The following is a 14,380-nucleotide window of genomic DNA, read 5'->3' on the forward strand; positions in this document are numbered from 1 at the left end:
GCGACCGTGGCAACCCGGGGGACACAAGTTCGCCGCCGAGACGAAAACCTTCGAAATACCGTGTGTTCAGCCTGTTTCGAAGACCCAACCAGGGGGTTGGACGGCGAGGGCGGCTGGCAGGGAGCCTGGCGGCGTCCGCCTCAGCGGACAGGCGCCGGGCGGCCAGTCAGCGCGCCCTTCCGATCTGGATCCGATGCAGCGCGTCAACCAGCGCGTCGATGTCCTCGCAGGTGTTGTAGGGGGCGAGCGACGCGCGCACGGTGCTCTCCAGGCCGAAGCGACGCAGGATGGGCTGCGCGCAGTGGTGGCCCGAGCGCACAGCGATGCCCTCCCGGTCGAGCGCCCCGCCCACGTCCTCGGTGCGCTGCCCATCGAGGACGAAGGAGAGCACGCCCGCCTTGTCGGCCGCGGTGCCGATGAGCCGCAGCCCGGGGACGGTCGCGAGGGCGTGGGTGGCGTAGTGCAGCAGCTCGTGCTCGTAGCGGCTGATGTTCTCGATCCCGAGCCGCGTCACGTAGTCGAGCGCGGCCCCGAGGCCGACCGCGTCCGCGATGTTGCCGGTGCCGGCCTCGAAGCGCGCGGGGGGCGGGTGGTAGATCGTCCGCTCGAAGGTGACGTCCGCGATCATGTTGCCGCCGCCCTGCCAGGGCGGCATCGCGTCGAGCACCTCGCTCTTGCCGAAGACGGCGCCGATGCCCGTGGGACCGAACACCTTGTGGCCCGAGAACACGTAGAAGTCGCAGCCGAGGAGCTGCACGTCCGCGCGCATGTGGGACACCGCTTGCGCGCCGTCCACGACGACGCGCGCGCCGTGCCGGTGCGCCATCGCCACCATCTCGCGGGCGGGCGTGATGGTGCCGAGCGCGTTCGACACCTGCGTGATCGAGACGAGGCGCGTCCGCGGGCCGAGCAGCTTCTCGTACTCCTCGAGGATCACCTGGCCCCGGTCGTCCACCGGAGCGACACGGAGCCTTGCGCCCTTCTCGGAGCAGAGCTGCTGCCACGGCACGATGTTGGCGTGGTGCTCGAGCCACGTGATGACGATCTCGTCGCCCGGGCCCACGTTCCTCCGGCCCCAGCTCTGGGCGATCAGGTTGATCCCCTCGGTGGTGCCGCGCACGAACACGATCTCGCGCGTGGACGGCGCGTTGATGAAGCGGCGCGTCGCCTCGCGCGCCGCCTCGTACGCGTCCGTCGCGCGGGCCGCGAGCGCGTGCGCCGCGCGGTGGATGTTCGAGTTCTCGTGCTCGTAGAAGTGCGAGAGACGATCGATGACGGCCCGGGGCTTCTGGGTCGTCGCCGCGTTGTCGAGCCAGACGAGCCGCTTGTCGTGGACCCGCTCCTCGAGGAGGGGGAAGTCGCGGCGGATCGCGTGGGGGTCCAGGATGCCGACCGAGCCACTCACGCCGCGGATCAGCGCCGGATCCACGGCGCGGATCTCGTGCGCTTCGACCTGGGGAGGGCCGACCGGCGACTCGATGCCCAGCGCGGGCGCGCCGGGCACGAAGTAGGGGTCGGCGTCGCGGTCCGCGAGATCGCCCAGCACCGGGATGCGGAGCACCTCGTCGGCGGCTCCCAGGCTCAGCGGATCGGAGCCCACGAGCGGCACGCGGGCGAACCCAGCGCGCACCGTCGCGTCCGGCAGCGACGCCTCGCCGGGGAAGGCGGGTACCGAGCCGGAATACGCGGGTACCGAGCCGGAATACGCGGGTACCGAGCCGGAATAGGCGGGTACCGAGCCGGGAACTACGGGGGCCGCCGCCGCGGACGGCCCCGGTACAGGTGACGGCGCCGCGCCAGCCGCCGCCAGGTGCGGGACGGGTGACTGCGACGGCGCGGCGCCAGGCAGCGGCGCCGTCTGCTCCGCCGCCCCCTGCTTCAACGGCGCGCCGAGCATCTCGTTCGCGAGCTGCGCGATCACCGCGGCCAGGGAGGCGGGGTCGAAGCCGGGGACGGCGGGCGCCGGCGCGGGCGCGCCGCCCGGCGCCGAGAGAGGCACGTTCAAGGGCGCGATCCCAGAGCTCCCTACGGCGCGGGTCACCTGCGGCAGAGCACCCTGGAGATCCGCTGTCAGGAACTCACTTGTACTCATAGTAGCTGTCCACCTGGACGCCCTCGAGCACGCCGAGCGCATCTTCGGTCAGAACCGCCGCCGAGCAGTACAGGGACGCGAGGTACGAGGCAGCCCCGAGCTGGTTGATGCCCATGAAGCGAATCGACAGGCTCGGGCTCACCTCGCCGGGGATCCCGGGCTGGAACAGGCCCACGACGCCGCGCTTCTTCTCGCCGGTGCGGACCAGGAGGATATCGGTCTTGTTGCCCGCGAGGTGCAGCTTGTCGGTAGGAATGAGCGGGAGGCCGCGCCACGTGAGGAACTGCGAGCCGAACAGGGTCACCGTCGGCGGCGGAACACCGCGCTTCGTGCATTCGCGACCGAACGCCGCGATGGCCCGCGGGTGCGCCAGGAAAAAGGCCGGCTCCTTCCACACGCGCGCGATGAGCTCGTCGAGATCGTCCGGCGTGGGGCCGGCGCCGCGCGGCTTGACCCGCATGCTCTCATGCACGCTGTTGAGCAGGCCGTAGTTGCCGTTGTTGATCAGCTCGTCCTCTTGCTTCTCCTTGAGCTTCTCGACGAGGACGGTGAGCTGCTCTTTCACCTGATCCATGGGGCTGCGGAACAGGTCGGAGATCCGGGTGTGCACCTGGATCGTCGTGGTCACCGTGTTGAGCACGAACTCGCGCGGCTGCTCTTCATAGTGGATGCGCGCCGTGGGCAGCTCGGCCGCGTCATCCGGGCTGCAATCGACCGCGAAATCGTTGCTGACGACCCGGTTGAGGCGGTACACGCCTGCTTCGACGGGCGTCCAGGGGAGCAGCTGCACGAGCCAACGCGGGGTGGCACCAGCCCACTGGGGCGGAGTCTTGCTCGTGTTGGCGTGTAGCCTCGCGGCGCGCTCGCCAAGCAAATGGCTTTCGTGGTTCGTCATGGCAGGGTTTTTCCTAGAGCTTTGACGAGTTGGGGGGATGTCTTCACCAAAGCTGAGCCAGTACTACAATTTCTTCCCAGGTTGCCGCAATGGCGCGCGTGCCGCCCTGGACGCTTTCCTCCTGTAAAGCAGATGTGTTTTCCATCATGCTGGACTCCTATATAACGGATTTTTCCTTCCGCGATGGTGGAGCGCAGCCGCGCGTGACGTGGCGGAGGGTGACACCGGCCGACGTTAGCTGAGGTGAAAGCCAAAATGGGTTGCGGCGTCGTTGCGGTGTCGTTGCGGCGTCGTTGCGGTCTCGTCCGAGATGAGGAGTCAGGTGATGGTGCGCCGGCCCCGAGCCACAGGCGCGCCACGACCACTGAGCGGCGACCGACCTCGGCGGGGCACAAAGTGGTTGGCGGATTATGTCCGTTATGTTAGACAAACATCCGTTGGTAATCAAGCGCGGCGTTCGCTGCCCGCTCGACGTCCTCCGACCTCGAGGACGCGGAGGCATGCGCGAAGGCGGAGGAGATCGTCGCGTCGAACCCGAGCCGGTACGTGCTCCTGCGGCGGCAACGTGTGGCCCACGCGCAGCGTCCCGCCGAACAGCCGTATCAGCCAGGCCCAGGTGCGGAGCGACGTCTTCGAGGACGGCGGCGGCATCCGAGAGGCCCGAGCGCGCCGTCGCGGCGCGCTCGGGGCGGGCGAGATCCCGCTAGTCCCCGGCGCCGGCGCGGTGTATGAGCGCGGGCCTTCCGCCGAGGCCGCCCCGCGATGATCCCCCGCCGCCGCCTGCACCGCGCCGTCTTCGCGCTGGCCGCCCTCTACAACGCTTGCTGGGGGCTCTACGCCGCCGTCGACCCGCAATGGCTCTTTCGCTTCGCGGGCATGGAACCCCTCAATCACCCGCCGATCTTCGCCTGTCTGGGGATGGTCGTCGGGGTGTATGCCCTCCTCTACGCGGAGGTCGCGCGCGCGCCCGAGCGCGGGTTCCTCCTTGCGGGCGTCGGTCTGCTCGGCAAGGTGCTCGGGCCGATCGGCCTCGCGGCGCTGCTCGTCACCGGGCAGTGGCCGCCTCGGTCCGCCGTGCTCTGCTTGACGAACGATCTCGTCTGGTGGATCCCCTTCGGCCTGTACCTCCACGACGCGTGGCCGTTCTTCGTGCGGCAGTGGAGGGACGCGCCGGGGAGCCCGTAGCGCTTCGGGGGGCTGACGTGCAGAGCGAGCCGGAGACGAGATCGGCCGGCGTGTGTCGTTCGCGCGGGTCAGGGCGCTACGCTACCGCGGTTCGCCGGCGCGAGGGCCGGCGGGAGGGTGTGCGTTCATGAGCTCGAACAAGGCAGCGGTCGTCGTCGGCGTCGGCCCCGGACTCGGGGCCGCGGTGTCGCGGCGCTTCGCGCGCGAGGGGTTCTCCGTCGGCCTCATGGCCCGGACGGCCGCCGCGTGCGAGGCGGTGCAGCGGGAGATCGAGGGAGCCGGAGGGCGCGCCTTGAGCGTCCCGGGGGACGCCACGGACGCGGCCTCCGTCGCGGCGGCCTTCGCGCGCGTGGAGGCGTCGCTCGGGCCGGTCGAGGTGCTGATCTACAACGCCAGCGTCTTCCGCGTGGCCGGCGCGCTGGAGCTCACGCCGCGAGAGCTCGAGGACGACTGGAAGATCAACTGCCTCGGCGGTTTCCTGAGCGCGCAGGCGGCGCTGCCCGGCATGCTCGAGCGCGGCCGGGGGACGATCCTCTTCACGGGCGCCACCGCCTCGCTCCGCGGCGGAGCCCGCTTCGCGTCCCTCGCCGTCGGCAAAGCCGGCCTGCGCGCCCTCGCGCAGTCGCTCGCGCGCGAGCTCGGTCCGCGCGGCATCCACGTGGCGCACGTCGTCATCGACGGGCTGATCGACACCCCGCGGGTGCGCGCGATGGTGCCCGGGAGGACGCCCGCCACCCTGCTATCGCCGGAGGCGCTGGCAGAGACCTACTTCCAGCTCCACGCCCAGGCGCCGAGCGCCTGGACCCTCGAGATCGACGTGCGCCCGTCGGTGGAGAAGTTCTGATCCTGCCCAGGGAGGCGCGGTCACCGATAGGCGCGGCCCGCTCGCAAGGAACGAAGGATGACAGAGAGAGATAGGCAATCGACCCCCGCGGCGATGGATCCGTGGGGAAACGGGCGCGGTTACGGCCCGATCTCGCCGCGGCACCCGCTCGGCGGGGAGATGACGGACGTGGTGCGCGGCATCTTCACGCGCCTCAGGCTCCCGTGGCTCCTCCAGCGCTACTCCAAGATACCGGTGCTCGCGGTCTTCAGCTGCGTGAACGGGTTCGTGAGCATCGGCCTGATGGCGGCCCTCGCCGTGGTGACGAAGTCGCCCTTCGTCTTTCCATCGCTCGGGCCAACGGCCTTCCTGTTCTTTTACACTCCCACGGCGGCGTCGGCCGCGCCGCGCACCACCATCCTCGGGCACAGCATCGGCATCGCGGTCGCGTACATGAGCCTGCTCATCACGGGGCTCACGCACGCAGGTCCGGCGACCGCGACCGGCGTGACCCTCCCGCGCGCCATCGCCGCGGCGCTCTCGCTGGGGCTCACGGCCGGTCTCATGGTGCTCGCCCGCGCGCCTCACCCTCCCGCGGGCGCGACGACGCTGATCGTCTCGCTGGGCATCCTGTCCCAGCCTCCGATGCTCCTCGTGCTCCTCGGCGGGGTCGTCCTGCTCACGCTCCAGGCCATCCTCATCAATCGCCTCGCCGGCGTCGACTACCCGCTGTGGGCCCCGCGGCAGGCGCGCTCCGAGCAGGATCCGCCGCCGCCTCCTTGATCCAGGGGCCTCCCGTTGCCGAGCGGTCGAGGACGGGCGACTCGCGTCGTCGCTCCATGCCATCTGGGCACCTCGTCGCGCGTTGCGCCGCGCCTGTCCGCGATGTCACGGTCGCGGCGTGACATGTCACGGTCATGGCGTGACATGTCACGGTCGCGGCGTGACATGTCACGGTCGCCCATCGGGGATGGGGTTGGGCTCCGAGCTCCACCGCGTCAGACGAATGGGCCCGATCCGGCAGGATCCGCCGCCTGCTCGGGCCGTCGAGCTCCACGTCGAGCGGCGGCGGCGGAGAGGCCGTGTTGTTCCGGGCGCTGGCGCACCGGTTGCTTGGCGACTCCGAGAGGGGCTCTGGGGCCAGGCCCGGCGGCGATCGTCGCCTTGGTCGTTGCTTCGGGGCCCCGCACGTCATGTGGGGAGTCCATCAACGGAGGTCTTGTGAAAGTTTCATGTGTGATGGTCGGAACGCTGCTGCTCGCAAGCCTGGGAACCGCGGGCTGCGTGGTGGAGAGCGTCGAGAACGGGGAAGGAGAAGACGCCCTCGGCGAGGCGGAGCAGGCGCTGGCGTCCAGCCCGGCGCTCCGGGACTTCGGGCAAGTTCCGGCGCAGACGACGGCCTGGCGTACGGTCACCGTGGACAGCCAAGGGGTGACGCTGACTGGTTGCCAGTGCAGCGTCTCGAGCCAGCACTTCGGCGTCTCGAGCTGCCCGGTCTCCTTCAAAGGCCAGCGGAACGTCAACGTGTCCTTCACCGCGCCAGGGTCGCCGGGGACCTATACCGCGACGTTCGGCATCACGTGCGCCGGGCCGTCCTCACCGTCGGCCACCAGCGATCTGAGCGCCGTCGCCCCCATCGGCGTGAACCACAACGGCACGCTCCTCCGGGCCGGCGGCGCGAAGCCGAAGGCCGGGCGCAAGGCGACGCGGCAGGCGCGGACGACCGGCGCCGCGCGCTCGACCCGGCGCGCGCGGTGACCCACGGCGCGCGGCGCCGCGGGCCAGAGCCAGCGACGCGCCGCGCTTCGATCCGCGGCGATCCCGCGGCGTGGTGGCTCGTCAGGCCTCGATCGCGCCGGCATGGCCCGCCTCTGCCAGGTTCTCCCGGCAGGCCGCGATCGTCGGGTGGCCCGGGCCGAGCGTCGCCGTGTAGATGGAGAGCGCCCGCTCCAGCAGCCGGCGCGCCGATGCCCGCTTGCCCTGCCGGAGGCGCAGCACACCGAGGTTGTTGAGCGCCATCGCCAGGTCGGGGTGAGTCGGGCCGAGGAGCCCCTCCATCGTCCCGATCGCCTTGCGGAACAGGCGCGCTGCGGCGTCGAGCTCGCCCTCGGCGTAGAGCAGGGCGGCGAGGTTGCTCGTGGTGAAGGCGACCTCGTGGTGCGCGGGGCCGTAGGCGCGCTCGAAGATCGCGAGCGCGCGCCTGTAGAGCGCCGCGGCCTCTTCGCGCTTGCCCTGCGCGTCGAGGATGGCCGCGAGCGCGGCCGCGTCCTCGGCGACGAGCGGGTGCTCGGGCCCGAGCGCCGCCTCCCGCAGCGCCACCGAGCGGCGCGCGAACGGCTCTCCACGGGCCGCGCGGCCGCGAGCGTGCTCGAGCCCGCCGAGGTTGTGGAGCAGGGGCGCGAGATCGGGGTGATCCGGTCCGTGGACCCGCTCGAGCACGCGGAGCGCCCGGCGGTAGAGCCGCGCCCCCTCGGCGAAGCGCGCGCGGTACTTGCAGCTCATCGCCAGCTCGTTGAGGCAGGCGGCGACCTCGACGTCGCGGGCGCCGAAGGCGGCCTCGGCCAGCCGGAGCGCGCGGCGGGCGCGCGCCGCCGCGTCTGCGTAGCGGCCCTGGAGCCGCGCGGTCGCGGCCAGGGCGAGCCATGCGTGGACGCGGAGCCGCTTGATCTCGCCGCCCCGCCGCGCCCGCGCGAGCACGAGGACGGCCCGGCGCGCGTGCGCCTCGGCGGCGGGAGGGTCGCCGGACGCCGTCGCGATCCGCCAGAGCACGAGCAGCGCGCCCGCTGCCTCCGGGTCGGCGGGCCCGAGCTCCCGCTCGACGAGCGCGAGCGCCTCGCCCGCATCCGAGCGAGCCTCGCCGAGCATGCCCATGGAGAGATGACGGAGGGCGCGCTCGCGGAGGGCGCGGGCGCCCGCAGCGGCCTGTCCCCGGGCCGGCCGCGCCGCGCGAGGGGCGGACGTGGAGAGGGTGGGGGCTGGCATGGCGCAGGGGAGGATCGGCGATCCGGCGGGCGCGCGCCAGGGGGCGGCGAGCGCGTGAGGGACGAGCGGATGGTCCTTGGTAACTCGGCGGTTCCCTCTAGCGCTCCGCCGGGCGGCGCGCCCGGCGCCCCGGCGTCACTCCGCGAGCGCCGCGTCACCCAGCGTGTTGACGTATCCCGACTCGATGATCCTCTTGAGGAGCATCAGGAACACGCCCGCGTCGCGCCAGCACTCCGCCGGCAAGCTCGCCACGCCGCCGCGCACGATGTCGACGAATCGCTCGACGACGCGGCCATCCCCGGCGCTGTCGTCGGCGGCGAGGTCGCGCAGCGTCGCCGCGATGACGTCCTCGTCATCGACGCCGACGAACCGCATCGTCGCCTCGACGAGCCGTCGGTTCGGATGGTTGAAGAGGTTGAGATCGAACCGGCCCCGGGGGCCCGAGCGCCGATCGACGTCCTGATCTCCCACGTCGTCGAAGATGCGCGAAGCAGCGTCGGCGAATCGCTCGCACACGCGCCTGACCGCCGGGGAGGCCAGCACCTGTCCGATCGTGGGGAGCTCGGGGCTCGCGCTCCGGTAGAGGCTGTAGACGACGGCGACCGTCCCGGCCGTCTGGATGCTCCCGATCGCATGGGCGACGAAATCGTCGGCGTGGTCGTCCCAGAACGCACCCTCTTCGCGCTCGAGAACTCGCTGGCTGAGCTGCCGCATGGCGGAGCCGTGGCTCAGAAAGCCGGCGACAGGCGACTCGATGAGCGTGCCCGCGTCCTCGGGAGAGCTCAGGCGACGCAGCAGGCGCGCCACCTCCGCCAGGGGTCGAGCGCGCGCCGCGACCAGGGCAGGATTGGGGCGCGGCGCCCTGGCCGCCTCGAGCTCGCTCCGGAGGACGGCGGACGCCAGCTGCTTCGTCTCGTTCGATGCAGCGATGTGCAGGCGCGGCGCGTGAACCTCGATGAACCGGTGCGTTGCGACGACCATCGCAAGGTCCCCGTCATCCATCAGGCCATCGAACAGGAACAGGAGTCCAAATACGATGGAGACCTCGGCGAGGCGCTCGACATCCTCGATTTCGATCGCGATCGCGGCGCAGAACGCGGTCGCCTTGGGGCCGATCTGGCGCACGACGCGCTCGATGTGCTCCGGATCGAGGTCGGGTAAGGCGCCCTGGACGATCGGGCGGAACCTCTCGAGAAAACACGCGTGGACACCTCGCATCCTCTCGGAGAGCGCGCGACGACCGACGGCGGTCGGGTAGGAATCGCCAAAGACATGGCTCTGCCACGTCCTCTCGATCAGATCGTCTAGCTTTCCCATGACGGCTGCGACACGAGGAGGGCGCCGAGGACCCACGCGCGGTCCACCCGCGCCGGGCAATACAGCTCCTTGCCGATCCAGCGGAGATCTTCCTGGCCGGCGCAGATGTCATGGTTCGCCATCAGCCAGTCGCGCCCCCGCCGCCAGGCGCTCCGCGCCATCGATTCGAGCTCGCGGTTCCTTCGGGCGGCGCGGAGCGCGAGCACGGCGTAGGCCGTCTCTGCCGCGGTGGGCGCGCCGCCGGCTCCCCAGCCGCCATCGCCGCGCTGCGCGCGCAGCAGCGCCTCCATGCCGCGCTTCACGGCGGGCACCTGCCCCGCGTGCGAGAGGGCCAGGATGACCTGGCTGGTCGTGTAGAGCCAGGAGCTGTGCCATTTGTCGCCAACCCACCGCCCGTCCGGCTGCTGGCGCTCGAGGAGGTACCGCGCCGGCTCCGACGCCTTCTCCCCGCGGGACGCCAGGGCGTGCATCGCATGTGCATTGGTCGTGAGCGAGGGTTGCAGCTCGTTCGCGTACGTGATGAACATCCCGCCGCGCTCGAAGCGCCGCAGCGTCTCGATGGCGCGGGGCGCAGCGAGCTCTCCCAAGGTGGCGATGACCGTCGAGGTGATGTCGCCGTCCTGCGTGAACGCGTCGCTCATGCCGATGCCCTCGGGGCGAAGCGCGGCGCCGAGGTCGAGCAGCTGCGGCCGCGCCACGTCGCCCAGCCGCGGATGGTCGAGGAGATCGAAGGCCCGCAGCGCGTACAGGACCCAGGTCTGCTCGAATCGGTGGATGGGCCACACCGTGGGGACGATGCCTGGAGTTCCGACCTCGGTAGCGCGGCTCGCTCGAACCAGGTACTCGCGCGCCGCCGCTCGTGCGCCCGCGAGGCCGGCCTTGTCCCGAGATGCGTGAAGCCAGGCCGCCGTGGCCGCGGGGCTGTGCCCGACGCCGCCGCTCCCGTCGAGGAGGTCGGGCGAGGGGCTGCTCCCCCAGCCCTCCCACGAGTGCGACGCCGCGCTGCCGGCCGCCGGCCGGGCCTTGCCGATCAAGGCCCGGCGCCGCTCGCCGAGCGCAATGAGCGCCCTGTACGGTCCCCAATCGACGCCGAGGCCGAGCGAGGAGGCCCGGTCGAGGAGCCTGGGCATGAGCAGCTCCAACCCGACAGGGATGTCGTCCGGCAGGGCCGTCCCCCAGTGCGCTGCCTGGTTGCGCAGGAACTCCAGGCCCCCCTCGCAGGCGCGGCGTACCTGCGGCATGAGCTCGCGGTAGGGATGGAGGGCCACGACCGACGCCAGCGTCGGGAGATCGCGCGCGCGTGGAACCGACGAGAGCCCCCAGCCCGCGTCCGGCCGCTGCTGATCCAGGAGCCACGGGATGATGCTCGCCCTGGCATCGGGAAAGACATCGAACATCAGCACGGTGGCGGTGTCGTAGACCGACGGGCTGACGAGACCCCCGCCTCGCCCGAGCTCCGCCACGAGCTCGCGAAGAACGGCCAGAGCGTGATCGGAAGGACTCGAATGCGGTGAGGTGTTCATGTGCTGTTCCACCCGGCGAGGGCCGGCTGACGCCGGCGACCGTGTTGATGGTGAGCAGCGTCGTCCCGTCGGCGACCGTGAGCGATGGCTCGATGCGCTGGGGCGCTGGAGCTCTGCCCGCTCAGCACGGGCGAAAGGCGACCCGTGTCGCGGCCGTCGGATGCCCGATCGGGAAGTACACGTGCTTCGGCGAAGCGCCCTCCAAGTGTGGAACGAGCCCGGCGCGGCGCAACGCCCCGACGAGCATGAACTGCAGCTGGAGCGCCTCCAGGCGAGCGACGTTGTATCCCAGACAGAAGTGCGGTCCGCCGCCGAACGCGGCCAGCTCCAGCGGGCCCGGCGGGCTCGAGCGATCTCTCCAGCGGCTCAGATCGAAGCGGTCGGGGTCCGGGAACAGCGATGGATCGTAGCCGAATTGCGCGGGGCTGAGGGCCAGCGGCGTATCTCGAGGGACGTGCCTGCCGCTCAGCGTGATCGTGTCGGTGACCGTCCGGAAGGTGAACCAGACCGGCGTGTACAGCCGCAATACCTCCCGGAAGACGGCGTTGGCGACGGGGAGCCGGTCCGCCTCTCTCGCGGACATGGGCACGGACGCGTCCGGCGCGGCCGCGTGCTCGTCGCAGAGCGCGCTCCACACCTCGCTCCGGCGCGTCAGGACGATGACGATCCAGGCCAGGATCGAGGCGCTTGTCTCGTGTCCGGCGAGCAATATCGCGCGAAGGTTGTCGACGATGCCTTGGTCGGACAGGGGCTCGCCTTCGTCGTCGCGAGCGTTCGAGAGCATCTCGACGAGGGAACCCGCGGCGCCGCCCCCGCGAGCGAGCGCGAGGAGCTTCCGCAGGCGGTCGTCTATCCAGGCGCGCGCGCGATCCGAGCGGTACGCGGGCATGCCTGGCAGACGACCCGGGATCGGGTAGACACCCAGGAACAGCTCGCGATAGGCCCGGCTCCAGGCGCGCACATCCCCTGTCGGGACGCCGCAGACGCGAAGGATGATCTCGAGGGTCAAATCCCGCATGGCGGGATAAACGGCGAAGCTCTCTTGCTGGAGCCAGGCATCCATCTTCGCGGCGATCGCGGAGGCGATGGTGGCGGCGGCCTCTTTCGCGAACCCCTGCGGGGAGAACGAGGGATTGATGGCCGAGCGCATGTGCCGGTGCAGCGACCCGTCCTGCCCAGCCATCGAGCTGCCCACGATCCCCCTGAGGTGCTCCGGATGGTCCATGACCACCTCGGGCGCGCGCAGGAGATCGAGGGCGTCGGCGCCGACATAGAAGAGCCGGCGTTGCGCGAACCCGAGGTTGACCCAGAAGAGCGGGCCCAGCGCGCTCCTGCTGCGGCGCAGCAGGCCGATGGCGTCCCGGTAGAGGACGGGCAGGTGACCGATCACCGGCAGCTCTCCGGCCGCGGTGGGGAAGCTGTCTTGGTCGGTTCGACCCAGGGAGAGCATGACGAACCTCGTTCTCGCGTAGGCCGCGCCTGCGGCGCCTGTCTCGTCGTCGTCACGAACTCGAACGCGCGCCGCCGGGGCTGCCGGCGGTGCTTCCCGGATTGACGATGCCGGACGCCGAGCCGCGCAAGCAGAAGGGGAGGGGCCGCGGGTCAGCGGCCCGACGGCCCCGTCGTCGCCGCCGCCGTCGTCGTCGTCGTCGCGGGCTGACGCATCTGGTTGATGCAGAACATGATTCCAGCCCTCAGGTTCGACCGCGTCACCATGCTGTTCAGATCGAGGCCCAGCTCGACGATCGTCTGCGCGACCGACGGCCTGATGCCGCAGATGATCCCGCCCGCGCCGAGGAGCCGGATGGCGTTCACGAGCTTGATCAGGTGATTCGCGACCTGCGTGTCCACCATCTCGACGCCCGTGAGATCCAGGATGGCATACCGCGCGCTGGTGCGGACGATCTCGTCGAGCAGGTTCTGCATGACGTCGGCGGTCCTCGCGCTGTCGACGACGCCGACCATCGGCAGCGCGACCACCCCGTCCCAGACCTGGATGATGGGCGTCGAGAGCTTGCCGATGACCTCCTGCTGCTTCTGGATCTGCAACAGCCGTAGCCGGAGCTCCTCTTCCGCTCTCTTCGCCTCGGAGACATCGAGCGAGAGCCCGATCACGGACTCGACGTTTCCGAGCGGACCCTGGATCGGCACCATCCAGTTCTCCCAGAACGAATTGTTGGTGGGGATGTGGCTCATGGAATGGGAGGGAGACCCGCGGAGCGCCCTCCTCACGTTCTCCGTGCCTTCGGGAGCGCTGGCAAAGACGTCGAAGAGGTTCGTCCCGACGAGCTGCCCCCGCTTGAGGCCGAGCCCCGCCAGGCCCCTCCCGTCGTGGCGGGTGATGACGCCCGCCGAATCGCACGACCAGACGATGAGAGGGAGGTTGTCGGAGAGGGCGCGGAGCATGTCCGCCTCCTCTCCCTTTCCGGGCTCGGCGGCGGGGTGATCGTCGGCGCCGGACGTCGCGTGCAGCGAGCCGTAGACCGCCTGGCCGTGCGGCGCTCTGCGCAGCACGCAGGAGAAGGACGCATACACGTTTCCCGCCGTCATCACCCGCCCGCGGAGCTCGACGGCCCCGGTCGCCTCCAGAAGCCCGGACCACTTCGCCCGGGCCGCCTCCCGATCGTCGTCGTGGAAGAGCTGGAAGAACGCCGTCCCCGGCGTGGCCGCGTGCCCGACCGTGTGGCCGAATGACTCGCTCCAGTGCGACAGCGTGCCGTCGACATTCGCTACGAACAGCGCCTCCGGGGAGTAGAGATAGGCTGCCTCCCACGTGTCGCGTGAACTCGTGTAATGCTGTGTCATGATGAATGTTGCCCTCCCCCAAGCCCGATTCAGGCCTCCTACCCGTGGTCATCTCGCTCGTAGGGGCCGTGGATCGCGCATGTATTTGACCAAGAATCGGCGTCAGCAGACTCACCCCTCTCAGGACCCGCGAGCGCGATGACGAGCGCCCGGAGATGTGCAAACGCTTCGATCGCAGCGAGGGTTCCAGCTTGCGTTGCGAGATTACAATCCGCCCATCGCCGGCTGAGGCCGGGTAGATCCGGAACTCGCGCTAAGGCCATTCCCGATGTGTGGTCGTGATCGGCGTCAGGATGCTGTTCAATCCGTTCGGCCCGGAAACGCCGCGAGGCGAGGGGGGCTCAGACGAGACGCGGAGACCGAGCTTCTCATGGGGCCGCCACGCCGCGAGGGCGCCGGCGACATCGCAGGAGCTCGGCGTGCTTGCCGGCCGCTCGCGAGCATCGCTCGCTCGGCGATGCCGTCAGGTGGCCGTCCCCGTGACGGTGCCTCATCACGGCGCCTCATGACGGTGCCTCATGACGGCGTCTCATCACGGCGCCTCATGACGGTGCCTCATGACGGCGTCTCATCACGGCGCCTCATGACGGCGCCTCATGACGGCGCCTCATAACGGCGCCTCATAACGGCGATCGAGCGGACGCCGCCCGGAGCTCCATGGAGTCACACATGTGCTGTCGTCCCGCCAGGGGAAAGGACTTGACTTCCACGAACCGCTTGGATGTGCTGTCCGGCAGCGCGGCTGCGCCGCTCTGAGC

11 protein-coding genes and 1 pseudogene are annotated in these 14,380 nt (G+C 70.7%); 5 read left to right on the top strand and 7 right to left on the bottom strand.

Annotated elements, in window-relative coordinates:
- Positions 1 to 166: 166 nt before the first annotated feature.
- Both ACSRUE_RS25055 and ACSRUE_RS25060 read right to left on the bottom strand, forming a co-directional pair.
- Complete coding sequence (locus ACSRUE_RS25055; RefSeq protein ID WP_441285791.1) at positions 167 to 2,092, bottom strand: family 2A encapsulin nanocompartment cargo protein cysteine desulfurase; 1,926 nt, start codon at positions 2,090 to 2,092, stop codon at positions 167 to 169.
- On the bottom strand, positions 2,079 to 2,987 hold the full coding sequence (locus ACSRUE_RS25060) for a family 2A encapsulin nanocompartment shell protein (RefSeq protein WP_441285792.1): 909 nt from the start codon (positions 2,985 to 2,987) through the stop codon (positions 2,079 to 2,081). Before ACSRUE_RS25060 ends, ACSRUE_RS25055 begins: the two co-directional genes overlap by 14 nt.
- 556 nt (positions 2,988 to 3,543) lie before the next feature.
- On the opposite strand from ACSRUE_RS25060, the pseudogene ACSRUE_RS25065 reads away from it, so the two are divergent.
- The 5 genes and pseudogenes from ACSRUE_RS25065 to ACSRUE_RS25085 all read left to right on the top strand — a co-directional run.
- Positions 3,544 to 3,639, top strand: a pseudogene (locus tag ACSRUE_RS25065) (serine O-acetyltransferase EpsC); the annotation flags it as partial.
- A 110-nt stretch (positions 3,640 to 3,749) separates the two neighbouring features.
- Complete coding sequence (locus ACSRUE_RS25070; protein ID WP_441285793.1) at positions 3,750 to 4,172, top strand: hypothetical protein; 423 nt, start codon at positions 3,750 to 3,752, stop codon at positions 4,170 to 4,172.
- Between the two features lie 127 nt (positions 4,173 to 4,299).
- On the top strand, positions 4,300 to 5,016 hold the full coding sequence (locus ACSRUE_RS25075; RefSeq protein WP_441285794.1) for an SDR family NAD(P)-dependent oxidoreductase: 717 nt from the start codon (positions 4,300 to 4,302) through the stop codon (positions 5,014 to 5,016).
- Positions 5,017 to 5,073: 57 nt separating this feature from the next.
- On the top strand, positions 5,074 to 5,778 hold the full coding sequence (locus tag ACSRUE_RS25080) for an HPP family protein (RefSeq protein ID WP_441285795.1): 705 nt from the start codon (positions 5,074 to 5,076) through the stop codon (positions 5,776 to 5,778).
- A gap of 456 nt (positions 5,779 to 6,234) precedes the next feature.
- Positions 6,235 to 6,753, top strand: coding sequence for a hypothetical protein (locus tag ACSRUE_RS25085; RefSeq protein ID WP_437766717.1), 519 nt, complete (start codon positions 6,235 to 6,237; stop codon positions 6,751 to 6,753).
- Positions 6,754 to 6,834: 81 nt separating this feature from the next.
- On the opposite strand, the gene ACSRUE_RS25090 is transcribed toward ACSRUE_RS25085, so the two are convergent.
- The 5 genes from ACSRUE_RS25090 to ACSRUE_RS25110 all read right to left on the bottom strand — a co-directional run bounded on the left by ACSRUE_RS25090 (position 6,835) and on the right by ACSRUE_RS25110 (position 13,622).
- Positions 6,835 to 7,977 carry a tetratricopeptide repeat protein gene (locus ACSRUE_RS25090; protein ID WP_441285796.1) on the bottom strand — a complete coding sequence of 381 codons (1,143 nt, stop codon included), beginning with the start codon at positions 7,975 to 7,977 and terminating at the stop codon, positions 6,835 to 6,837.
- A 135-nt stretch (positions 7,978 to 8,112) separates the two neighbouring features.
- Positions 8,113 to 9,294, bottom strand: a complete 1,182-nt coding sequence (locus ACSRUE_RS25095) for a hypothetical protein (protein ID WP_441285797.1) — start codon at positions 9,292 to 9,294, stop codon at positions 8,113 to 8,115.
- Positions 9,282 to 10,817, bottom strand: coding sequence for a hypothetical protein (locus tag ACSRUE_RS25100; protein WP_441285798.1), 1,536 nt, complete (start codon positions 10,815 to 10,817; stop codon positions 9,282 to 9,284). The genes ACSRUE_RS25095 and ACSRUE_RS25100 overlap by 13 nt, the downstream gene beginning before the upstream one ends.
- 121 nt (positions 10,818 to 10,938) lie before the next feature.
- On the bottom strand, positions 10,939 to 12,267 hold the full coding sequence (locus tag ACSRUE_RS25105; protein ID WP_441285799.1) for a cytochrome P450: 1,329 nt from the start codon (positions 12,265 to 12,267) through the stop codon (positions 10,939 to 10,941).
- Positions 12,268 to 12,419: 152 nt separating this feature from the next.
- A complete protein-coding gene (locus ACSRUE_RS25110) occupies positions 12,420 to 13,622 on the bottom strand; it encodes an STAS domain-containing protein (protein ID WP_441285800.1) in 1,203 nt (400 codons plus the stop codon).
- Between the last annotated feature and the right edge of the window lie 758 nt (positions 13,623 to 14,380).

The sequence above is a fragment of the Sorangium sp. KYC3313 genome (assembly GCF_052075895.1).
GTDB lineage: Bacteria > Myxococcota_A > Polyangia > Polyangiales > Polyangiaceae > Sorangium > Sorangium cellulosum_B.